Annotated in this window: 23 protein-coding genes; 9 read left to right on the forward strand and 14 right to left on the reverse strand. The window is 73.5% G+C overall.

The annotated features are described in order from the left end of the window. Positions 1-44 precede the first annotated feature (44 nt). Complete coding sequence (gene dacB / locus ACZ7BZ_RS34155; RefSeq protein WP_470361739.1) at positions 45-1,664, reverse strand: D-alanyl-D-alanine carboxypeptidase/D-alanyl-D-alanine endopeptidase; 1,620 nt, start codon at positions 1,662-1,664, stop codon at positions 45-47. Between the two features lie 76 nt (positions 1,665-1,740). Here dacB and ACZ7BZ_RS34160 point away from each other — a divergent pair, with 76 nt between their 5' ends. After that, positions 1,741-2,232 carry an inorganic diphosphatase gene (locus tag ACZ7BZ_RS34160; protein WP_030244505.1) on the forward strand — a complete coding sequence of 164 codons (492 nt, stop codon included), beginning with the start codon at positions 1,741-1,743 and terminating at the stop codon, positions 2,230-2,232. Positions 2,233-2,449: 217 nt separating this feature from the next. Further along, the gene (locus tag ACZ7BZ_RS34165; RefSeq protein WP_470361740.1) at positions 2,450-3,118 is read left to right on the forward strand and encodes a biliverdin-producing heme oxygenase; all 669 of its coding nucleotides are present in this window, start codon (positions 2,450-2,452) and stop codon (positions 3,116-3,118) included. A gap of 88 nt (positions 3,119-3,206) precedes the next feature. Here ACZ7BZ_RS34165 and ACZ7BZ_RS34170 read toward each other — a convergent pair whose 3' ends face one another. The 3 genes from ACZ7BZ_RS34170 to ACZ7BZ_RS34180 all read right to left on the reverse strand — a co-directional run bounded on the left by ACZ7BZ_RS34170 (position 3,207) and on the right by ACZ7BZ_RS34180 (position 5,367). Continuing rightward, a complete protein-coding gene (locus ACZ7BZ_RS34170) occupies positions 3,207-3,416 on the reverse strand; it encodes a dodecin (protein WP_380461715.1) in 210 nt (69 codons plus the stop codon). A gap of 298 nt (positions 3,417-3,714) precedes the next feature. Next, entirely contained in the window at positions 3,715-4,674 is a 960-nt protein-coding gene (locus tag ACZ7BZ_RS34175; RefSeq protein WP_470361741.1) for an asparaginase, read from the reverse strand. A 75-nt stretch (positions 4,675-4,749) separates the two neighbouring features. Further along, entirely contained in the window at positions 4,750-5,367 is a 618-nt protein-coding gene (locus ACZ7BZ_RS34180; protein WP_470361742.1) for an RsiG family protein, read from the reverse strand. Between the two features lie 476 nt (positions 5,368-5,843). On the opposite strand from ACZ7BZ_RS34180, the gene dtd reads away from it, so the two are divergent. Further along, on the forward strand, positions 5,844-6,284 hold the full coding sequence (gene dtd / locus ACZ7BZ_RS34185; RefSeq protein ID WP_470361743.1) for a D-aminoacyl-tRNA deacylase: 441 nt from the start codon (positions 5,844-5,846) through the stop codon (positions 6,282-6,284). An 81-nt stretch (positions 6,285-6,365) separates the two neighbouring features. On the opposite strand, the gene ygfZ is transcribed toward dtd, so the two are convergent. From ygfZ to ACZ7BZ_RS34200, 3 genes are all read right to left on the reverse strand, one after another. Next, entirely contained in the window at positions 6,366-7,337 is a 972-nt protein-coding gene (gene ygfZ, locus ACZ7BZ_RS34190) for a CAF17-like 4Fe-4S cluster assembly/insertion protein YgfZ (RefSeq protein ID WP_380461711.1), read from the reverse strand. A 10-nt stretch (positions 7,338-7,347) separates the two neighbouring features. Beyond that, complete coding sequence (locus ACZ7BZ_RS34195) at positions 7,348-7,812, reverse strand: Fur family transcriptional regulator (protein ID WP_470361744.1); 465 nt, start codon at positions 7,810-7,812, stop codon at positions 7,348-7,350. Positions 7,813-7,919: 107 nt separating this feature from the next. Then, entirely contained in the window at positions 7,920-8,522 is a 603-nt protein-coding gene (locus ACZ7BZ_RS34200; RefSeq protein ID WP_380461709.1) for a heme-binding beta-barrel domain-containing protein, read from the reverse strand. A gap of 405 nt (positions 8,523-8,927) precedes the next feature. Between ACZ7BZ_RS34200 and ACZ7BZ_RS34205 the strand changes: the two genes are divergently transcribed. Then, complete coding sequence (locus ACZ7BZ_RS34205) at positions 8,928-9,290, forward strand: DsrE family protein (RefSeq protein ID WP_380461708.1); 363 nt, start codon at positions 8,928-8,930, stop codon at positions 9,288-9,290. Positions 9,291-9,293: 3 nt separating this feature from the next. On the opposite strand, the gene ACZ7BZ_RS34210 is transcribed toward ACZ7BZ_RS34205, so the two are convergent. The 7 genes from ACZ7BZ_RS34210 to ACZ7BZ_RS34240 all read right to left on the reverse strand — a co-directional run bounded on the left by ACZ7BZ_RS34210 (position 9,294) and on the right by ACZ7BZ_RS34240 (position 13,884). Further along, positions 9,294-9,566 (reverse strand): DUF3099 domain-containing protein, encoded by a 273-nt coding sequence (locus ACZ7BZ_RS34210; protein WP_470361745.1) that lies wholly within the window; start codon positions 9,564-9,566, stop codon positions 9,294-9,296. Between the two features lie 64 nt (positions 9,567-9,630). Beyond that, positions 9,631-9,921, reverse strand: coding sequence for a DUF1416 domain-containing protein (locus tag ACZ7BZ_RS34215; RefSeq protein WP_030059605.1), 291 nt, complete (start codon positions 9,919-9,921; stop codon positions 9,631-9,633). Between the two features lie 37 nt (positions 9,922-9,958). Next, complete coding sequence (locus tag ACZ7BZ_RS34220) at positions 9,959-10,795, reverse strand: sulfurtransferase (protein WP_380461706.1); 837 nt, start codon at positions 10,793-10,795, stop codon at positions 9,959-9,961. A 233-nt stretch (positions 10,796-11,028) separates the two neighbouring features. After that, entirely contained in the window at positions 11,029-11,109 is an 81-nt protein-coding gene (locus tag ACZ7BZ_RS34225) for an Ms5788A family Cys-rich leader peptide (protein ID WP_350517234.1), read from the reverse strand. Between the two features lie 226 nt (positions 11,110-11,335). Next, positions 11,336-12,058, reverse strand: coding sequence for an LmeA family phospholipid-binding protein (locus tag ACZ7BZ_RS34230; RefSeq protein WP_470361746.1), 723 nt, complete (start codon positions 12,056-12,058; stop codon positions 11,336-11,338). A gap of 156 nt (positions 12,059-12,214) precedes the next feature. Further along, a complete protein-coding gene (locus tag ACZ7BZ_RS34235; protein WP_470361747.1) occupies positions 12,215-13,585 on the reverse strand; it encodes a hypothetical protein in 1,371 nt (456 codons plus the stop codon). Positions 13,586-13,590: 5 nt separating this feature from the next. Further along, positions 13,591-13,884 carry a MoaD/ThiS family protein gene (locus ACZ7BZ_RS34240; RefSeq protein WP_380464106.1) on the reverse strand — a complete coding sequence of 98 codons (294 nt, stop codon included), beginning with the start codon at positions 13,882-13,884 and terminating at the stop codon, positions 13,591-13,593. Between the two features lie 654 nt (positions 13,885-14,538). Here ACZ7BZ_RS34240 and ACZ7BZ_RS34245 point away from each other — a divergent pair. From ACZ7BZ_RS34245 to ACZ7BZ_RS34265, 5 genes are all read left to right on the forward strand, one after another. Beyond that, positions 14,539-15,270 (forward strand): response regulator transcription factor, encoded by a 732-nt coding sequence (locus tag ACZ7BZ_RS34245; RefSeq protein ID WP_470361748.1) that lies wholly within the window; start codon positions 14,539-14,541, stop codon positions 15,268-15,270. A gap of 125 nt (positions 15,271-15,395) precedes the next feature. Further along, a complete protein-coding gene (locus tag ACZ7BZ_RS34250) occupies positions 15,396-16,454 on the forward strand; it encodes a LacI family DNA-binding transcriptional regulator (protein WP_470361749.1) in 1,059 nt (352 codons plus the stop codon). A 129-nt stretch (positions 16,455-16,583) separates the two neighbouring features. Then, entirely contained in the window at positions 16,584-17,753 is a 1,170-nt protein-coding gene (locus tag ACZ7BZ_RS34255) for a S1C family serine protease (protein WP_470361750.1), read from the forward strand. A gap of 105 nt (positions 17,754-17,858) precedes the next feature. Continuing rightward, a complete protein-coding gene (locus tag ACZ7BZ_RS34260) occupies positions 17,859-18,629 on the forward strand; it encodes a response regulator transcription factor (protein ID WP_470361751.1) in 771 nt (256 codons plus the stop codon). Positions 18,630-18,751: 122 nt separating this feature from the next. Then, positions 18,752-20,110: a sensor histidine kinase gene (locus tag ACZ7BZ_RS34265; protein ID WP_470361752.1), complete on the forward strand. Its 1,359-nt coding sequence runs from the start codon at positions 18,752-18,754 to the stop codon at positions 20,108-20,110. Positions 20,111-20,152: the final 42 nt, after the last annotated feature.

A 20,152-nucleotide genomic window follows, 5' to 3' on the forward strand; every position in this document is an offset into this window, starting at 1 on the left:
GGAAGCCCTCGCCGACCGGCCGGGCGCGGAAGGGGGGTGGGGGCTCAGTGGCAGCCGCAGGAGGTGAGGCGGGCGGCGATCCGGTCCATGGCGGCACGGGCGGTGTCGGCGGGGGCGGCGGTGCGGGTCATGACGGCGAAGGCGAGCAGGCGGCCGTCGGCGTCGACGACGGTGCCGGCCAGGGTGTTGACGCCGCTGAGGGTGCCGGTCTTGGCGCGGATCAGGCCGGCCGCGTCGGCGGCGCCGGAACCGGAGCCGTAGCGCTTGTTGAGGGTGCCGGTGAAGCCCGCGACCGGGAGGCCGGTGAGCACCGGGCGCAGGGTGGGGTGCTGGTCGGAGCCGGCCAGGGCGAGCAGCTTGACCAGCACGGCGGGCGGGATCTCGTTGTCCGGGTGCAGGCCGCTGCCGTCGTGGAGGACCACGCCGGTCATCGGCACGCCGAGCTTGGCCAGCTCCTGGGTGACGGCGGTCGCCGCACCCTCGAAGCTGGCCGGCTGGTGACCGGCGAGGGCGACCTGGCGGGCGATCGCCTCGGCGAGCTGGTTGTCCGAGGTGGTCAGCAGGCGCTCGACCAGCCGGGCGACGGTGGGCGAGTCGACCTTGCCGAGGACGGGGGCGTCGGCGGCGGCCGGGGCGGCGGCCGGCTTGGCCTTGCCCTCGACGGTGACGCCCTGGGCGGCGAGCATCGTGGCGAAGGCCGTGGCGGCCGCGCCCGCCGGGTCGGCGACCCGGGCCGGGGCGTCCTCCCTGCTCTTCGGGTCGGTCTTCGCCTCGTCCACCATCAGCGGGACGACCAGGGCGATGTTCTGGTTGTCCGGGTTCCGGTGCTGCGGGCTGCCGCTGTACAGGGACAGGTCGTAGTCCAGCTTGACCGTGGTGGTGCCGGTCGCCTTGAGGGCGGTGGCGGTCTGCCGGGCGAGGGCCTCCAGCGAGGCGGGGGCGGTGTCGGCGTCGGCGGGCTGGCCGCCGATCTGCACCTGGTCGGCGGGCAGCGCGGTGAGCGTCGGGTCCCCGCCGCCGACCAGGGTCACGGTGCCCGGGTCCGCGCCGCGGACCACCCGGGTGGTGAGCCGGGTGTCTGCGGGGATCAGCGACAGGGCCGCGACCGTGGTGGCCAGCTTGGTGGTGGAGGCGGGGGTCGCCGGGGTGTTCTCCCCGGAGCCGTACAGGAGTCGGCCGTCGGCGGCGTCCGCGACGGCGATCGTCACGGTACCCAGGCTCTTGTCGCCGAGGGCGGGGGCGAGCGCCTGCTGGAGGCCCTGCGTCGTGGGGACGGCGGCGGCCTCCGGGCCGCTGCCGGCGGTGGCCAGGACGGCGCCCGCCCCGGGCGCCGGGCGCGCGGTCGGCGAAGCGCTGTCACCGGGCGTGGTGCTCGGCGACCCGTTCCGGCGGGCGGGCCCGGTGGAGCTCTGGCCCGGACCGGGCCTGGTCTTCCCGTGGTCGCCCTTGCGGCCGTCGCGACCCCCCTGGTCGCCCTGGCCGCCCTGGTCGCCCTGGCCGTTGTCGTCCTCGCCCGGCCCCGCGCTGTGCCCGGCCGCACCGGGAGACGGCTGCGCGTACGCACCGCCCGCGCCCAGCACCGTTCCGGCGACCAGCAGGGCCGCTCCGAACAGTCCGGCCGCCCTCCCCCTGCGACGGCGCGCCGCCCCCACCCCAGCTCCCACCGACCGGCCCCTTTCCCGAGCACTCACTCCCGTAGGAGACACTTGGATTCTGTCAGTCCCTACCTTGGAGGAACCGTTGGAGTTCGACGTCCTTATCGAAATCCCGAAGGGCTCTCGTAACAAGTACGAGGTCGACCACGAGACCGGTCGGCTGCGGCTCGACCGGATGCTCTTCACCTCGACCCGCTACCCGGCCGACTACGGCTACGTCGAGGGCACGCTCGGCGAGGACGGCGACCCGCTGGACGCCCTGGTCATCCTGGACGAGCCGACCTTCCCGGGCTGCCTCATCAAGTGCCGCGCCATCGGCATGTTCCAGATGACCGACGAGGCCGGCGGCGACGACAAGCTGCTGTGCGTCCCGGCGACGGACCCGCGCTGGGAGCACCTGCGCGACATCCACCACGTGTCGGAGTTCGACCGCCTGGAGATCCAGCACTTCTTCGAGGTCTACAAGGACCTGGAGCCGGGCAAGTCCGTCGAGGGTGCCAACTGGGTCGGCCGCGCCGAGGCCGAGGCCGAGGTCACCGCTTCGATCAAGCGCCTCGCGGAGCAGGGCGGCCACTGAGCCGTCGTTCCGATCTCGTTCGCTCCCCGTTCGATCGGGGGAGTTCGAGGTAGGTCGGGACAGCCTGGGCCGGGGTCCGCGGATTCGTCCGCGGGCCCCGGCCCCTGTCGTTTCCGGGGGCGATGGCCGTACGGTCTTACCGACAGGCTGTCGGCAAGAGCATCGACTTAGGTTAGCCTGACTAAATCTAGGGTCGATCCCGATCCCAGGAGGCCGCATGACCACGCCCGAGCCCACCCCGTTCTCCACGGTGCTCCGCACCGCGAGCAGCGAGGAGCACGAGGCCGCGGAGCAGTCCTCGTTCATGAGTCGCCTGCTGGGCGGACAACTCGGGATCGAGGCCTACGCCGACCTCACCGGCCAGCTCTGGCACGTCTACCGTGCCCTGGAGAGCCGGGCCGGGCAGCTCGCGGACCACCCGCTGGCCGGGCCCTTCATCGACGGGGCGCTGCTGCGCACCGCCGCCGTCGAGCGCGACCTGGCGCACCTGCGAGGCCCCGACTGGCGGGACGGACTGGCCCCGCTGCCGGCCACCACCGCCCTGGTCACCCGGATCGAGGAACTGGCCGCCGAGTGGCCGGCCGGGTACCTGGCCCACCACTACACCCGCTACCTGGGCGACCTCTCCGGCGGCCAGATCATCCGCGGCGTGGCCGAGAAGACCTGGGGCTTCGAGCGCAAGGGCGACGGCGTGCGGTTCTACGTCTTCGAGGAGATCGACAACCCGGCCGCCTTCAAGCGGGAGTACCGGGCCAAGCTGGACGCGGCGGGCGCGGCGATGGACGAGGTGGAGCGGCGCCGGGTGGTCGAGGAGTGCAAGCGGGCCTTCGTGCTCAACGGGGCGGTCTTCCACGACCTGGACGCCGGCTATCCGCTGAGCGCCTGAGGCCCCCGCGCCCCGGAACCGGCCCCGGCGAGCGGGCGCGGGTGGCGCCGGCCCGGGCGCCGGCCCAGCGCGCCCCGCTGCCGCCGGTTCAGTCCTCCAACCGGAAGCCGACCTTGAGGTACACCTGGTAGTGCTTGACCCGGCCGTCCTCCAGGTGGCCCCGGACCTGCCCGACCTCGAACCAGTCGAGGTTGCGCAGCGTCCGGGACGCCCTTTCCACCCCGTTGCGGATCGCGGCGTCGACGCTCTCGGTCGAGGACCCGACGATCTCGGTCACCCGGTACACGTGGTCGGTCATGGCGGACTCCCTCAGCTGTGCGACGGCCCCCGGTCCACCGTGCACCGCCCCGGGGCCGCCCGCACCCCGGCGGCCGCCGCGACCGCCGGTGCGGGCGGCCGGGGCCGGCCAGGGCGTGTCCGACAAGTCGCGTCGGATCAGCGCGCGGCGTCGGGGTGCGGGCATCGCAAGGCGGAGGAGGGAGTCCGTGCGGCGGGGGGCACTTCCCGGCCGAAGGCCGGGGGCCGTCGGCGACCGACGACAACGCGGCGAGGCGCGTGCCCCGGCGTCGCGCGCCCGGCGGGAATCGTCAGACGCCCTAAAACGCCGCCCGGACCAGCCCGACCGGGGCGCCGCCGCCGAGCAGCGGGGCCGCGCCGATCCGCTCCACGGTGTCGTCCGCGCCGGTCACGCCGAGCCGGCGCAGGGCCGCCGCGAGCACCGGGCCGCGGGCCCGCTCCGCGCCGTCGTCGATCTTGAAGCCGAGCGCCCGGCCGTCCGGCAGCGCGACCAGTTGGACGGCCTCGGCGCCCATCTTGGACAGCGCGCCCGGGAGGGCCCGCATCAGCCAGGTGTCGGCCCGACGGGTGCCGGCCACGTACTCGGGGTGGGTGCGCATGGCGTCGGCCACCCGGCGCTGCGCGGTGCCCTCGGCGGCCAGCACCAGGCTGCGGTAGCCGCGGGCCAGGCCGGTCAGCGAGACGGCCAGCAGCGGGGCGCCGCAGCCGTCCACCCCGGTGTGCCCGGGGGTCTCGCCGGTGGCCTCCGCCAGGGCCTCGCGGGCCAGCTCCTGGATCGGGTGCACCGGGTCGAGGTAGCCCTCGGTGTCCCAGCCGTTGGCGACGCAGGCGGCCAGCCAGCCGGCGTGCTTGCCGGAGCAGTCCATCAGGATCGGGGCGCGCCGGCCGCCGGCCGCGAGCAGCAGCTCCGCCTCGGTCTCGTCCAGCGGGAGGTCGGCCGGGGTGCGCAGGGCCGACTCGTCGAGGCCGGCCGAGCCGAGGATGGCCCGCACACCGTACAGGTGAAACGATTCTGCAGAGTGACTGGAGGCCGCCAGCGCCAGCAGCTCGCCCTCGATCGCCAGCCCGGCCCGCAGGGTGGCCACCGCCTGGAACGGCTTGGCCGTGGAGCGCGGGAAGACCGGCGCGTCGGGGTCACCGAGCGCGAACTCCACCGAGCCGTCGGCGGCGAGCAGGACCAGCGAGCCGTGGTGACGGCCCTCGGTGAAGCCCGAGCGTATGACCTCGGCGAGCACGGGCGGGTTGGCGGACTGGGACATCGGGGAGCCTTCCGGGGGCGAGGGTGTGGGCCGGGAGGAAGCCGGAGTCCCACCCGCCCGCGACGCCTCAGCCGGTCAGAGCGGCCTCTCCGAGAGCAGGTCGTCGACCCGTGCTTCCCCATCACGGTACCTGCGGGTGATCTCGGCATTGCAACCGTCGGCCGTCCGCAGCAGCCGCTGGCGCCGGCCGGACACCTCGCGCTCGTGCGCCCGCAGCCGTTCCAGGGCGGCCAGCAGCTCCTCGGCCGGGTGGGCCGCCAGGTCGGCGAGCTGGACGTCGCCCATCAGAGCGTCCGCCTCCAGCTGCGACTCCTGGGTGCGCGGCGGGCCGAGGGTGACGTGCCGGGCCGAGCGCCGCACGGTGGAGGGCGCGTCGGTCAGGATGGCCGGCAGCCGGTCCAGCAGGTCGCCGCCGGGCTCCTCGCCGGCCGCCCGGGCGGGGTGGACCGGGCCGCCGCCGGGGCGCCGGTCCAGTTCGGCGCGCAGGATGTCCATCCGCCCGTGCAGCAGCCGCCGCAGGTAGGACAGGTCGGCCTCCTGCTCCAGGGTCTCCCGGCGCAGGACCCGCAGCTGGTCCAGGCCCAGCCGCTCCAGGTCGGGCTCGCCGTCCGGGCCGACCGCCCAGGACGGGCCCCCGGGGGCCTGCGCCACCTGCCCGGAGCGACTCCACGCCGCGCTGCTCGCGTCCATCATCCAGCCCACCTGCCGTCGTCCGATCCCGCCCGCTCGCGGCAGCCCGTCCCTGCCGCCGGCCCGGCCCGTCCCCCGACGGGCTCGCGCGTCCCGTCCGTTGGCACGCCCGGGGGCCCCGAAGGGTTCCACTCCCCGGCCGGGACCACCCGCCGGGGCGACCCCGACAGAACGCCTGACCTACCGGCTCGACCGCCCGGCCGAACCCGGCCCGATGCGGCGGACCTTCAGGCGCGCCGGGCCCTTCGTACGGCCCCCAGCGTGCCACCCCACCCGGCGCGCGCGCACCGCCCGTGCACCCGAACGGCCCCCTGGCGAACAGGGGTGGCTGATATGACCGGGCCTTTCCGCAGGAAGAGTGGCGCCCGACCCTGCGCAGGCGCGCGCTGCACGGCGTGCGCCACCCTTTCGCGCGCCCCTGATGTGCGCCCCTGATGCGCACCTCTCCCCGCGGGGCGGTGCTCCGGCACAATGGCGGCATGCGAGCAGTGGTGCAGCGAGTGACCGAGGCCCGGGTGACCGTGGCCGGCGAGACCGTCGGCGCGATCGAGGGGCCCGGCCTGTGCGTCCTGGTCGGCGTGACCCACGAGGACACCCCGGCCAAGGCGGCCCAACTGGCCCGCAAGCTCTGGACGCTGCGGATCCTGCCGGCCGACGACCAGGGCGTGGAGCAGAGTTGCTCGGACATCGGCGGCCCGCTGCTGGTGATCAGCCAGTTCACCCTCTACGGCGACACCCGCAAGGGCCGCCGCCCCACCTGGAACGCCGCCGCCCCCGGCCCGGTCGCCGAGCCGTTGGTGGACGAGGTGGTCGCCCAACTGCGCGTGCTCGGCGCCAAGGTGGAGACGGGCAGGTTTGGCGCCGACATGCAGGTGGCGCTGGTGAACGACGGCCCGTTCACCGTCCTGGTCGAGGTCTGAGCCGGAGAGCCGCCGAGATCCCGGGCCACCGAGATCCCGGGCCACCGGGCCACCGGGCCACCGGGCCACCGGGCCACCGGGCTACTGCGGGACGATCACGTCCTGGGTGCCCGGCACCGTCCCGGCCAGCAGCACCGCGTCCACCGGGACGTTCCGCTTGACGATCGCCAGCGCGATCGGGCCCAGCTCGTGGTGCCGGGCCGAGGAGGTCACGAAGCCCAGCGACCGCCCGTCCGGGTCGGAGGCCAGCCGCACCTCGGTGCCGTGCGGGGGCAGGGTCTCCTCGGTGCCGTCCAGGTGCAGGAAGACCAGTCGGCGCGGCGGGCGGCCCAGGTTGTGCACCCGGGCGACGGTCTCCTGGCCGCGGTAGCAGCCCTTCTGCAGGTGGACGGCGGTGCGCAGCCAGTCCACCTCGTGCGGGATGGTCCGGTGGTCGGTCTCGAAGCCGAGCCGGGGGCGGTGGCCCTCGATCCGCAGCGCCTCGTACGCCCAGACCCCGGCTGCCGGACCGTACCCGGCGGTGAGCTTCTCCAGCTCGGCGCGCGGCACGAACAGGTCGCGCCCGTACGGGAGTTCGCGAACGGCGGCGGCGCCCTCGACGGAGCCGGTGGAGCCGGCCGGCAGGTGCACCACGGCGTACTCGGGGGTCGCGTCGGCGACCTCCACCCGGTAGAAGAACTTCATGCTCTCCAGGTACCCGACCAGCGCGCCCTGGGTGCCGGGCTCGACGTGGGCCCAGGTGGTGGTGCCGTCGTCGACCAGGTAGAGCGCGTGCTCGACGTGTCCGTTCGGGGAGAGCACCAGCGCCTCGGTGGCGTGCTGCGGCTCCAGCCCGCTGACGTGCTGGGTGAGCAGCAGGTGCAGCCAGGCGAGGCGGTCGGCGCCGGTGACGGTGACCACGCCGCGGTGCGAGAGGTCGACGAAGCCGGTGCCCCGGGACAGGTTCCGTTGCTCGCGGAAGATGTCGCCGTAGTGGGCGGCGACACCCTCGTCGGCCCCCTCGGCGGGGACGGCTCCGGGCAGGGCAAGCAGCGGGCTCTTCTCACCGGTCATACCGGCCAGCTTACGACCGGCCGCCGTCCTGCCCGGCGGCGCAGTCGGCGCAGCGCCCGAAGATGGCGAAGTGCTTGAGGTCGGTGTCGAAGCCGTGCTGCTCGCGCAGCCGGTCGATCAGCGGCTGGGCGATCTCGGTCCCGGTCTCGGTGACCTTCTCGCAGTCCCGGCAGACCAGGTGCAGGTGGTGGTGGCGGCCGGCCAGGTGGTAGGTCGGGGCGCCGTGGCCGAGGTGGGCGTGCGAGACCAGGCCCAGCTCCTCCAGCAGCTCCAGGGTCCGGTAGACGGTGGAGATGTTGACGCCGCTGGCGGTCTTGCGGACGTGGCAGAGGATGTCGTCGGGGGTGGCGTGGTCGAGCACGTCCACGGCCTCCAGGACGAGCTGTCGCTGCGGCGTGAGGCGGTAGCCGCGCTCGCGCAGGTCGGCCTTCCAGTCGCCGGAGAGCTGCCAGTCGGTGGTGCCGGTGTCCGCCACGGTTCTGTCCCTGCCAAGGTCGGGGGTCCTGAGGCAAGTGTAGGGACCGGCCGGGGGCCGGTCCCTACCTCGTGCACGGATTGTGCGGGCCTACTCGGAGAAGCCGGTCACTTGAAGAACGCGATGCCGTCGTCCGGGAGGTCGTTGATGTCCTTGATCAGCTGGGCCGGGCTGAGCACCTTCTTCAGCTGCGCGGACATGTACGGGCGCAGCGGCACGTTCGGGGCGGCCTTCTCGCCGACCCAGAGCAGCTCGCCGTTGACGAAGCCGTACAGCCGCTTGCCGCCGGAGTACTCCGGGGAGCCCTCGATGCGGGCCACCGCGTCGGTGGAGACGTCGACCTGCGGCTTGCCGTCGGCCAGCTCGCCGTACCAGATCTCGACCGTGCCGTCGTCGCGGACGGAGGAGATCTCGATCCCCCGGGCGCCGCTGGTGCCGTCGTGGTTGCTGGTGATGCGCCAGAAGGCGTGCTCGTTCTCCAGCGGACGGACCTTCTCGCCCTCCTCGTTCAGCACCCAGGTGCGGGAGCGGAACTCCAGGAAGGGACGGCCGTCGTGCCGGATCACGATCTCCTGGCCGAAGTTGCACTTCTCCGCGCCGGGGCCCGACTCATTGGGCAGGGGGGCGTACACGCCCGCGCCCTCCCAGGTACCGAGGAGGAAGGCGAGCGGGACGACGTCCCTGTGGAGGTCAGAAGGGATCTCGATCATGTTCCTGGTCGCTGTCGTGGTCGGTGCGGTCTGCCTCAACCGTACGGCAGGGTCAGCGCTGGCCCTGGTACAGCTTCATCACCGAGAAGATGGCGAACCAGGTGATCAGCACGGCCATCAGGGCCAGCAGACCGTCGAAGAAGATTTCCAGACCGGACACGGGGGGCTCCCAGGCGGCGACAGTGTGGTGGATTTTGCTCGCGCTCACTCTATCCGGCGGGCTACGGCCGGTCGCGGTGAGCCCCACCACGTCGGGTTTCGCGTCCCACCGCGTCGGGTTCCGCGCCCCGCCGCGCCGGTTGCCGGGCCGACCGGCCGGGGCCGCGTCCGGACGCCGTCCAAGGTTTGCCCAAGGGATCCCGCGATGACGGCGGACGGGGCCCGCGCGGCCTCTAAGGTGGCGCCATGTCGAAGAAGCTCGTCATCAAGGTGACCGCCGGGGCGGATGCGCCCGAGCGGTGCTCACAGGCCTTCACGGTGGCGGCCGTGGCCGTCGCCAGCGGGATCGACGTCTCGCTCTGGTTGACCGGGGAGTCGTCCTGGTTCGCCGTGCCGGGGCGGGCGGCGGAGTTCGAGCTGCCGCACGCCGCGCCGCTGCCGGACCTCCTGGAGTCCGTCCTGGCGGCCGGCTCGGTGACCCTGTGCACCCAGTGCGCGGCCCGGCGCGGGATCGAACAGAAGGACACCGTCGAGGGCGTCCGGATCGCGGGCGCACAGGTCTTCCTCAGCGAGATCATGGCGGACGGCGTCCAGGCGCTCGTCTACTGACCGCTACGACCGGTCCTCGTGGTCGGGGCGGTCCCGGTCGTGGCCGGGGTCGTCCCACTTCGGGTCGTCCCAGCGCGGGTCGTTCCACCAGTCGTCGTCCGGGTCCCGCTTGTTGGCGAACACCGCGGCGAGCGGCGGAATGACCATCGCGACCACGCAGAGGCCGACCGCCGCGCCCACCGAGAAGAACCGCACCACGTCCCAGGCCAGGACGAACAGGCCCAGGCACACGCCCATCATGGCGTAGTAGTAGCGCCGCCGGCGCCTCGTCTGCACGTCTTCCACGGTACGACCGAGGGCCCCTGCACGGCAGGGGCCCCGGTGTGGTCGTCCGAACCGGTCAGACCGCGATCGCGACCTCGACGGCGGTGCCCTGGGAGGCCACCACCTGACGGTCCACGGTCTGGCCCGGGACCAGCGCGCGCAGGGTCCACTTGCCCGGGCGGGCGAAGAACCGGAACTGGCCGGTCGCCGAGGTGGGCACCTCGGCCGTGAACTCGCCGCCCTCGTCGAGCAGCCGGACGTAGCCGTTGACCGGCTCACCGTCGCGGGTCACCGAACCCTGGATGATCGTCTCGTTCGCCACGTCAACTCCTGCCAGGTCCGGGCCGCCGGCCTTCGCACCGCACATGTCTGTCTCCTTCTGACTTACGGGTCGAGCCGGGGGCTCAGTTGTTGCCGAGCTCGATCGGCACACCGACGAGGCTGCCGTACTCGGTCCAGGAACCGTCGTAGTTCTTGACGTTCTGCTGGTCCAGCAGCTCGTGCAGCACGAACCAGGTGAGCGCGGAGCGCTCGCCGATGCGGCAGTAGGCGATGGTGTCCTTCGCCAGGTCGATGCCCTCGGCCTCGTACAGGGCCTTGAGCTCCTCGTCGCTCTTGAAGGTGCCGTCGTCGTTGGCGTTCTTGGCCCACGGGATGTTGCGGGCGCTCGGCACGTGGCCGGGGCGCTGCGACTGCTCCTGCGGGAGGTGCGCCGGGGCGAGCAGCTTGCCGGAGAACTCGTCGGGCGAGCGGACGTCGACCAGGTTGAGGGTGCCGATGGCGGCGATCACGTCGTCGCGGAAGGCGCGGATCGAGGAGTCGGCGGCCTGCGCCTTGTACTCGGTCGCGGCGCGGGCCGGCACCTCGGAGACCAGGTCGCGGGAGTCCAGCTCCCACTTCTTGCGGCCGCCGTCCAGCAGGCGGACGTCGCCGTGGCCGTACAGCTTGAAGTACCAGTAGGCGTACGAGGCGAACCAGTTGTTGTTGCCGCCGTACAGGACCACGGTGTCGTCGTTGGCGATGCCCTTGGCGCTGAGCAGCGCCTCGAAGCCGGCCTGGTCGATGAAGTCGCGGCGGACCGGGTCCTGGAGGTCCTTCTTCCAGTCGATCCGGACGGCGTTGCGGATGTGGTTCTTGTCGTACGCGGAGGTGTCCTCGTCGACCTCGACGATGACGACCTTCGGGTCGTCCAGGCGGGCCTGGACCCAGTCGGCGTCGACCAGGACGTCACTGCGGCTCATGGTGGTGTTCTCCATCCGGGGGCGGTTGGCGGAAGGTGCTGCTCAACAGGTGCTGCAGGGCTGCCCGAAACGGGTGCGGTCCGAATGCCCGTCCGAATGATGGGACGGAGGAGCGAAGCCGGGACGACCGGGCGGGGAACTGCGGCGTACGGCGGCGACCAGCGGCCGCAAGGGCTCCAGGAGGTCACCGGGGAATCGGCGGCGGGCGTCAACCGCCCTGCCAGGATGCCGACTTAGCGCATTCGACACAGACAGGCGGCCACGCGGCACAGGTCGACCGCCCGCCGCTTCGTGAGATCCGTCTGTCGCTTCATGCCGACGATGCTAGGGACACCGGGGGTCGCCTGTCATCAGCGTATCGAATAGCGAGACCAAAACGATCGAATGCTGGGATCTGCCCCCACGCCGCCCGACCGGCGCCCCGCCCGGCCCCGGCCGGGCGCCCCGCCACGGCGCACAACGGGCGGAAACGACGCCGCTCCGCGGTCCGCGCTGGACAGCGCGTCTCGCGGAGCGGAACGGGGCGCACCCGGGCCGGGCTCAGCCCAGCAGCTTCACGCCCTTGCCCTCGAAGGACAGCTGGAGTCCCTCCGGCAGCGGCGTCACGCCGTCCTTCGCCGCCAGCTTCAGCCCGGCCGGCATCGAGTCCAGAGTGACACTGGCCGGCTCGACCTTCCGGTTGGAGAGCCCGGCGAACATCTCGGCCAGCGAGCTCAGCCGGAGACCGTCCACCGTGATGGTGTTGCCGTCGTTGTGCACGGTGGCCTCGCCGACCGAGACCGGCCCCAGCGAGGCCTTGACCTTGCCCGGCCCGCCGTACGACAGGCTCAGCCGGGAGTTGCCGCCGACCGGCAGCGAGGCGCCGCCCAGCAGTTGGGAGGCCGGGGGCAGCAGCTGGGCGAGGTCCTGGTAGGTGATCACGCCGCTGCCGGTGCCGGTGTCCACCGTGGCGCTGTTCAGGTTGTCGCTCACCTCGACCCCGGAGAGCTTGGCCTTGAAGGAGTGCAGCGCCACCTGCTGGCCGTTGTTCCGCACGGTCAGGCCGTCCGAGGAGATCCGGACGTCGTCGAGCTTCTTCGACACCACCTGGGTGAGGAACGGGAAGCCCTCGATCGTGACGTCCGGCCGCTTGCTCATCTGGCCGCTCTTCACCAACTGGTCGGCGGCCTCGTCCTCGGCCACTCCGACCGCGATCCGGTCAGCGCCCAGCAGCAGCCCGGAAAGCACCGCCACGCCGATCGTCGCCTTCAGCCATCCGCGCATCGTGTCCCCCGTCGTCACCGGTCGCCGTCGTCGCCCGCCGCGGTCCGCCGCCGTCCCGTCCCTGGACCGCCCCGGACGCGGCCCCTACCGCACGACCGTACGACGTCCCGCCCCGGAAGGTGGTTCCGGGGCGGGACGCGGTCGCGGCGGACGGGCTCAGCCGGCCAGCGGGCCGGTGGCCATCCAGATCAGCGGCGCGGCCACCGCCAGCGGCAGCGCCACGCCCGCCGTCATGTGCACGAAGCGGGACGGGAAGTCGTACGCCGCGACCCGGCGGCCGACCAGCGCACCCAGCCCGGCCAGCGCACCCAGCGCCACCGGCGCGCCCACCAGCAAGCCCAGCAGCACCGCCGCGACCAGACCCAGCACCGGGCCCAGCTGCTTCGGCCCGGGCAGCGGCGCCGCCGCCAGCACGGTGGCCAGCGCCACCGCGCCCACCCCGGCCGGCACCCAGTCGGCCAGCAGCAGCGCGGTGCACAGCGCCGTCACCACGGTGGCCGAACCCAGTACGGTCAGCGCGTAGAACCGCTCCTTCGGGTCCGACGGCCGGAACGTCTGCAGCACCAGCACCAGCAGGAAGAACCCGCCCAGCGTGCCCACCACGGCCGCCACGCCGCCGTCCGAGTCCGCCAGCAGCACCGCCGCATCGGCCACGAACCCGGACAGCGCCGCCAGCAGGATGCCCTGCCGGGCCGGCCACATGCCGTTCAGCCGGAACCAGCCGGCCGCCGTCAGCAGCTGCAGCAGCGCCACCACCAGGGCCAGCGCCACCTGCCCCAGCGCCGCGCCGCCGGCCAGCAGCGCGGCCGCGCCGGCCGTGATCAGGGCGGGCTGGAGGCCCGGGTCGATGATCGGCGAACCGGTCCGGCCCTGCGGGGCTCCGGCCCCCGGGGCGGCCGGCACCGGCTGCGCCGGCGGGGCGCCGTACGGCGGGGCGGCGGGGGCGTCCGGGCGCTTGAGCGTCATGGTCGGCGGGTCGAAACCGAGCCCGGCGGCGGGCGGGCCGGCGGGCGCGGGGTGGCCGACGGGCGCGGGGTGGCCGACGGGCGCGGCCTGCTGCGGGGCCTGCTGCGGCACCGGGGCCGCGTGCCGTGCCCGGGACGGCTGCGGCGGCATCGCCGGCTGCTGCACCGGCTGATGCCGCATCGGGGGCTGCTGCACCGGCTGCTGCTGCGGCGGCCGGCCGGAGTGCTGCGGCGGGGCGACCGGCATCGCGCCGGCGACCCGCACCGGCGGCAGCAGGGTGGTGGCCGCCGCATCGTCCAGCGGCGGGACGGGCGGCAGCACCGTGGTCGCCGCGTCGTCCAGCGGGGGCACCGGCGGCAGCAGCGTGGTCGCGGCCGGGTCGTCCAGCGGCGGGACGGGCGGCAGCACCGTGGTCGCCGCGTCGTCGTCCACCGGATAGCCGTACGGATGCTGCGCGTGCTGCGGCGGGTACGGCGCCTGCTGCTGCGGATGCGGATGCCGGGGCTGCTGCGGCCAGTCGCCGTAGCCGCCGCCGTCGTTCGGGTAGTTCATGTCCGTCACGCCGCTCAGCCTCCCGCGAACGGCGGGAGGACCTCGACCGTCCCGCCCTCGGTCAGGGCCACGGTCGCGTGGTCCCGGCCGCCCACCTGCGCCCCGTCGACCAGGTACGAGCAGTGCCCGAGCAGCCCGACGAACTTCGGCCGGTCGGCGTGCCGCTCCTTGGCCGCCGCCAGCGCCTCCGCCAGGGTCGCCGCCTCGTACGGCTCCTCGGCCAGCCCGGCCTCGGACTTCGCCGCCGCCCAGTAGCGGATCGTCCCGCGCACCCGGGCGCCGCTGGCGGGCTCGGTGGTCGCGCCCATCGGGCCACCCCTTCCGTTCGTCCTCGCCCGGCCCCGGTGACCCGGTCCGGCTCGCCACCGCCGCGCCGTCCGACCACCCGAACGATGGACCCCGACAGCGCCGCCGATGTGGGTCCCATGATGGCCTGTCCGCCGGTCCCAGCGGCAATCGCCCCGGCCGGGCGGGCCCGCGGCGGCGCTCGAAGCTGTGTCCAGGCTCACCCGGCGTGCGCCCGCATTGGGCGAACCGCCGGATTCGCGCACTCCCGGCGCGGAAGGCGGTCGGCTATCCTCATGGACCAAGAGGGATCCGGGCAGAGTCGCCCCCGGGTCCTTTTGTGCTTTCAGGACGCCAGTACGGACGTTCGTGCGATTCGCCGGCCCACCCCCGGCGTGCCGCAGGGACCGCCCCGCCTCTCGCGGCACAAGGACGTGCCGGGTCGGCGGGGTGACGCCACCCGGCGCCGGGCCGCCACCCGGAACCGGACCAGACCGGAGGGTTCGCGGGATGAGCAGGGCAGGAACGGTGCACCAGGGGTTGCGGGACCCCCGGCCCGTCGAGCGCTCCCCCGACCCCGCCCGGGCGTCCTTCCCCCTCCCCTCAGCACTTGCGCCCTCCGGCTGCGGCGGCAACCGTGGCGCTACCGCGACGACCCGGAAAGGGGACCACCGGGTATGAGTTCACTCCTCCTCCTCACCAACGCACTGCAGCCGTCCGCCGAAGTGCTGCCGGCCCTCGGCCTGCTGCTGCACAACGTCCGGGTGGCTCCCGCCGAGGGAGCGGCCCTGGTGGACACCCCCAGCGCGGACGTCATCCTGGTCGACGGGCGGCGCGACCTGCCGCAGATCCGCAGCCTGTGCCAGCTGCTGCGCTCCACCGGCATCGGCTGCCCGCTGATCCTGGTGGTCACCGAGGGCGGCCTGGCCGCCGTGACCGCCGAGTGGGGCATCGACGACGTCCTGCTGGACACCGCCGGCCCGGCCGAGGTCGAGGCCCGGCTTCGGCTGGCGCTCGGCCGCCTCCAGGTCGTCACCGACGACAGCCCGATGGAGATCCGCAACGGCGACCTCTCGGTCGACGAGGCCACCTACTCCGCCAAGCTCAAGGGCCGGGCACTCGACCTCACCTTCAAGGAGTTCGAGCTGCTCAAGTACCTCGCCCAGCACCCCGGCCGGGTCTTCACCCGGGCCCAGCTGCTGCAGGAGGTCTGGGGCTACGACTACTTCGGCGGCACCCGCACGGTGGACGTGCACGTCCGCCGGCTGCGCGCCAAGCTCGGCGTCGAGAACGAGCAGCTGATCGGCACCGTGCGCAACGTCGGCTACCGCTTCGTCGTCCCGGAGAAGGCCGAGAAGAGCGAGCGCCCGGACCTCGCCCAGCGCCCCTCGACCCCGCTGGAGGCCTGACCTCCCCGCCGGACGAGCCGGGCGGGCCGTCCCCCGCCCGGCTCGTCCGGATTGCTCCCGGTGCGCCCCCGGAGCGGCCCCAGGTCCCACTGCCGCCCCGGGGACCACACGCGTAGACTCCCCCCGTGGCCAAGGTGACGCGCGACGATGTAGCCCGACTGGCTGGGACCTCGACCGCGGTCGTCAGCTACGTGATCAACAACGGTCCGCGCCCGGTCGCGCCCGCGACCCGGGAGAAGGTCCTCGCGGCGATCGAGCAGCTCGGCTACCGGCCGAACAGCGTCGCCCAGGCGATGGCCTCCCGGCGGACCAACCTGATCGGCATGGTCGTCCCGGACGCCCGCCAGCCCTTCTTCGCCGAGATGGCGCACGCCGTCGAACGGGCCGCCTCCGAGCGCGGCAAGCTCGTACTGATCGGGAACTCCGACTACGTCGACGACCGCGAGGTCCACTACGTCCGCGCCTTCCTCGGCATGCGGGTCTCCGGCCTGATCCTGGTCAGCCAGGGCCCCTCGCAGCGCGCCGCCGAGGAGTTCGCCGCGATGGAGGGGGCGAAGGTCGTCCTGCTGCACCGCCGTCCCGAGGCGATCGACGACGTCGCGGTGGTCACCGACGACGTCGGCGGCGCCGAGGCCGTCGTCCGCCACCTGCTGGAGGAGCACGGACACCCGTACGTGGCCTGCTTCGGCGGCCCGGTGGAGTCCCCCGCGCCCGGCGACCCGGTCATCGACCACGTCGAGGGCTGGCAGCGCGCCATGGACGCCCACGGCATCCCCACCGCACCGCACCTCATCGACGCGCCCTTCCACCGCTACGGCGCCTACGAGGTCGCGCTCGAACTGCTGCGCTCCCCCGACCGGCCGCGGGCGGTCTTCTGCTCCACCGACGACCAGGCCATCGGCGTGCTGCGGGCCGCCCGCGAGGTCGGCCTGCGCGTCCCCGAGGACCTCGCGGTGGCCGGCTTCGACGACGTGCCCGAAGCCGCGCTCGCCGACCCGCCGCTGACCACCGTCGCCTCCGACCGCGACGCGATGGCCCGGGCCGCCGTGGACCTGGTGCTGGACGACTCCCTGATGGTGCCCGGCTCGGACACCGAACGGGTCCGCAAGTTCCCGTCCCGCCTGGTCATCCGCCGTTCCTGCGGCTGCGACGGCGCCGCCCCCGGCCGGGCCGCCCAGGAGTAACCGGAGCGGAACCACCGGTTCTGCCTCATCGACGGCCTGACCAGGCTTTATGAGAACCCAACGGGGTTCTCGGCACGTTCTGAGCCGCTTCTCATCCGGTCCTCATCCACCAGGCGGAGCTTGGTCGGCATGAGCGAACAGCGGCACAACCCCAGCGAGCAGTACGGCCAGTACGAGCCCCGCGTCATCGAGGGCACCGTGCTGGGCTCCGACACCGGCGGCACCGACCCGTACGCCGGGTACGGCCACCGCGAGGACCACTCCGACGGCGCCTTCGGCGCGACGCCGCCCCCGCCACCCATGCCGCCCGAGCCGCCCACCCTGTTCGGTCACCCCTCGGGGCCCTCGGGCCCCGAGGGCCCCGGCGACCACGGCGACCACGGCGGCCGGGCGCGGCGCGGACTGCTGCGCGGGCGGCTCGCCCTGGTGACCGCCGTCGCCGCGATCGCCGCCGTGATCGGCGGGGTCACCGGCGGGGTCATCGCCGCCGACCGGCAGTCCGCCGACACCCGGGTCGGCACCATCGCCAGCCCCGTCTCGGCCCGTACCGACGGCACCGCCAACGTGCCCGCCGTCGCCGCCGCCGTCTCGCCAAGCGTCGTGCAGATCACCGTCAAGGACCGCACCGGCACCGCCACCGGCACCGGCGTCGTCCTGAACACCGACGGCCGGATCCTCACCAACTTCCACGTGATCGCCACCGCCTCCGACGGCGGACAGATCACCGTCACCTTCAAGGACGGCTCCACCGCCTCCGCCACCGTCACCGGCACCGACAAGAAGCTCGACGTCGCCGTGATCACCGCGAGCGGCGCCAAGAACCTCACCCCCGCCGTCCTGGGCGACTCCTCCACCACGGCCATCGGCGACCCGGTCGTCGCCATCGGCAACCCCGACGGCCTCACCGGCACCGTCACCTCCGGCATCATCAGCGCCGAGAACCGCGACGTCACCGTCCAGCTCGACGAGGGCTCCACCAGCGGCAACGGCGGCTTCGGCCTCCCGTTCCTGCCCGGCCTGCCCGGTACCCGCGGCGGCGGCGCCCAGCAGCAGAGCAACGGCGACACCACCACCTACAAGGCCTTCCAGACCGACGCGGCCCTCAACCCCGGCAACTCGGGCGGGCCGCTGATCAACGCCAACGGGCAGGTCATCGCCATCAACTCGGCGATGTACGCGCCCAGCGGATCCAACTCCTCCGGCAGCAGCGGCGCCGGCAGCGTCGGTCTCGGCTTCGCCATCCCGATCAACGACATCAAGCAGGTCCTGCCGAAGCTCGAATCCGGCCAGAGCCTGTGAGCCACAATCCGTAGGAACCGGTAGACGTCCGCGAGGCGGACAATTATCTCCAGCAGACCCAGCGACCCAGCAGGCCCTCCACCCGACGAGAAAGGGCACCAGCCCATGACCCCGTCCGCCGACGACCGCAGCACCGCCGAGGCCGGCCACCCCTCCGCCCGGCTCCTCGTGGTCGACGACGAACCCGCCCTCCGGGACGCCCTGGAGAGCAGCCTCGCCTTCGAGGGCTACGAGGTCGCCACCGCCACCGACGGCTACGAGGCCCTGGAGTCCGTCGAACGCGACAAGCCCGACCTCGTCCTGCTGGACATCATGATGCCCCGGATGGACGGCCTCACCGCCGTCCGCCGGATGCGCTCCCGCGGCGACACCGTCCCCGTGCTGATGCTCACCGCCCGCGACGCCGTCGGTGACCGCGTCACCGGCCTCGACGTCGGCGCCGACGACTACCTCGCCAAGCCCTTCGAACTCGACGAACTCCTCGCCCGCGTCCGCGCCCTGCTGCGCCGCAACGCCCTCGCCGCCGAGGCCGCCGCCCGCGCCGTCGTCGAGGACGACAGCGAGGTCCTCGCCTTCGCCGACCTGCGGATGAACACCGCCACCCGCGAGGTCACCCGGGCCGGCAAGTCCGTCGAACTCACCCGCACCGAGTTCATGCTGCTGGAGATGTTCCTCTCCCACCCCCGCCAGGTCCTCACCCGCGAGCAGATCCTCAAGGCGGTCTGGGGCTTCGACTTCGAGCCGTCCTCCAACTCCCTGGACGTCTACGTGATGTACCTGCGCCGCAAGACCGAGCAGGGCGGCATGCCGCGCCTCATCCAGACCGTACGAGGCGTCGGCTACGCCCTGCGCCCGGCCGCCGGCACCAGCGCGTGAGCACTGTTCCGCCTCCCCCGCCGCTGACGCCGCCACGAGCCCCGCGTCGGCGCGCACGCGTCGTCCAGTGGTTCCGCTCGCGCTCACTCCGCGGCCGCCTCACCTTCCTGAGCGCGGCAGCGGTGGCGGTGGCCATCGCCATGTCGGCGCTGGCCTGCTGGTTCATCGTGGACAAGCAGTTGTACGGACAGGTGAAAGCGGACCTGGCGAGCGCGCCGCCGGCCATGATCGGCAGGAATCTCAATCTGTACGAGACTCCGGAAGCGGCTCTGGCAGCCAACCAGCCCCGTAACAACACCCCGGAGTTCAGCGGGGCCGCACCCCGGGACACCCAGTTCCTCACGTCGAACGGCGTGGGTCTGCCCCCGGGTTCATCTCGGGCGATCGTGGTCGTGCCAGAGGATGACGCCGCATTCCGGCTCAAGGCCGGGCAGTCCATCATCCGTGACGGCCACTACACGAACGGGGCTCCCGCCCTGGTCCGGCTCTCCCTGGTCCACTACTTCTCACAGCCCACCGTCGTGATGGTCGCCACCCCTACCCAGTCCGTCGAGGACTCCCTCCAGGGCCTCGCCATCCTCCTCGGCGCCGTCTCCCTCGGCGGCATCCTGCTCGCCGCCGTCGCCGGCCGTCTCGTCGCCCTCTCCTCCCTCAAGCCCGTCGACCAACTCACCGACGCCGTCGAGCACATCGCCCGCACCGAGGAGGTCGGCACCACCATCCCGGTGAACGGCGACGACGAGATCGCCCGCCTGTCCACCTCCTTCAACTCGATGAGCACCGCCCTGGCCAACTCCCGCGAGCGCCAGACCCGGCTGATCGCCGACGCGGGCCACGAGCTGCGCACGCCCCTCACCTCGCTGCGGACCAACGTCGACCTGCTGATCCGCAGCAACGACACCGGCCGCCCGCTGCCCCCGGCGACCAAGACCAAGCTGCTGGGCAACATGAAGGCCCAGATGCAGGAACTCACCGTGCTGATCGGCGACCTGCTGCAGCTCTCCCGCCCCGACACCCCCAAGGCCGGGCCGAACCTCACCGTGGTCGCCCTGCACGAGATCGCCGGCCGGGCGGTCGAACGGGCCAAGCTCCGCGGCCCCGGGCTGGTCTTCGAGACGAGCACCGAGCCCTGGTACGCGCACGGCGACGCGGCCGGCCTGGAGCGGGCCGTGATCAACCTGCTGGACAACGCGGTGAAGTACAGCCCGCCCGGCGGCACCATCGACGTCCGGCTCCGGCAGGGCGTGCTGACCGTCCGTGACCACGGCCCGGGCATCCCGCCGGACGAGCTCCAGTACGTCTTCGACCGGTTCTGGCGTTCCCCGTCCTCACGTCAACTCCCCGGATCCGGCCTGGGGTTGTCGATCGTCGCGCAGAGCGTCCGGGAGGCCGGCGGCGAGGTCACGCTCGGCCCGGCCGCCGACGGCGGCCCCGGCGCGCTGGCGACCGTACGACTTCCCGGCGGTCCCGCCCCCGAGTAGCCGCCGGGAGAACAGCAGGGGCGGGGCGCCCCGACAGCGCCC

Source organism: Kitasatospora sp. NPDC036934 (assembly GCF_055608425.1).

Coding starts and splice junctions, on each gene's coding strand:
- ACZ7BZ_RS34200 (WP_380461709.1), bottom strand. CDS start 8,522: ATGATCGAGATCCCTTCTGACCTCCACAGGGACGTCGTCCCGCTCGCC.
- ACZ7BZ_RS34255 (WP_470361750.1), top strand. CDS start 16,584: ATGAGCGAACAGCGGCACAACCCCAGCGAGCAGTACGGCCAGTACGAG.
- ACZ7BZ_RS34205 (WP_380461708.1), top strand. CDS start 8,928: ATGTCGAAGAAGCTCGTCATCAAGGTGACCGCCGGGGCGGATGCGCCC.
- ACZ7BZ_RS34175 (WP_470361741.1), bottom strand. CDS start 4,674: ATGTCCCAGTCCGCCAACCCGCCCGTGCTCGCCGAGGTCATACGCTCG.
- ACZ7BZ_RS34215 (WP_030059605.1), bottom strand. CDS start 9,921: ATGTGCGGTGCGAAGGCCGGCGGCCCGGACCTGGCAGGAGTTGACGTG.
- dtd (WP_470361743.1), top strand. CDS start 5,844: ATGCGAGCAGTGGTGCAGCGAGTGACCGAGGCCCGGGTGACCGTGGCC.
- ACZ7BZ_RS34180 (WP_470361742.1), bottom strand. CDS start 5,367: ATGATGGACGCGAGCAGCGCGGCGTGGAGTCGCTCCGGGCAGGTGGCG.
- ACZ7BZ_RS34260 (WP_470361751.1), top strand. CDS start 17,859: ATGACCCCGTCCGCCGACGACCGCAGCACCGCCGAGGCCGGCCACCCC.
- ACZ7BZ_RS34245 (WP_470361748.1), top strand. CDS start 14,539: ATGAGTTCACTCCTCCTCCTCACCAACGCACTGCAGCCGTCCGCCGAA.
- ygfZ (WP_380461711.1), bottom strand. CDS start 7,337: ATGACCGGTGAGAAGAGCCCGCTGCTTGCCCTGCCCGGAGCCGTCCCC.
- ACZ7BZ_RS34165 (WP_470361740.1), top strand. CDS start 2,450: ATGACCACGCCCGAGCCCACCCCGTTCTCCACGGTGCTCCGCACCGCG.
- ACZ7BZ_RS34170 (WP_380461715.1), bottom strand. CDS start 3,416: ATGACCGACCACGTGTACCGGGTGACCGAGATCGTCGGGTCCTCGACC.
- ACZ7BZ_RS34240 (WP_380464106.1), bottom strand. CDS start 13,884: ATGGGCGCGACCACCGAGCCCGCCAGCGGCGCCCGGGTGCGCGGGACG.
- ACZ7BZ_RS34225 (WP_350517234.1), bottom strand. CDS start 11,109: ATGAAGCGACAGACGGATCTCACGAAGCGGCGGGCGGTCGACCTGTGC.
- ACZ7BZ_RS34220 (WP_380461706.1), bottom strand. CDS start 10,795: ATGAGCCGCAGTGACGTCCTGGTCGACGCCGACTGGGTCCAGGCCCGC.
- ACZ7BZ_RS34230 (WP_470361746.1), bottom strand. CDS start 12,058: ATGCGCGGATGGCTGAAGGCGACGATCGGCGTGGCGGTGCTTTCCGGG.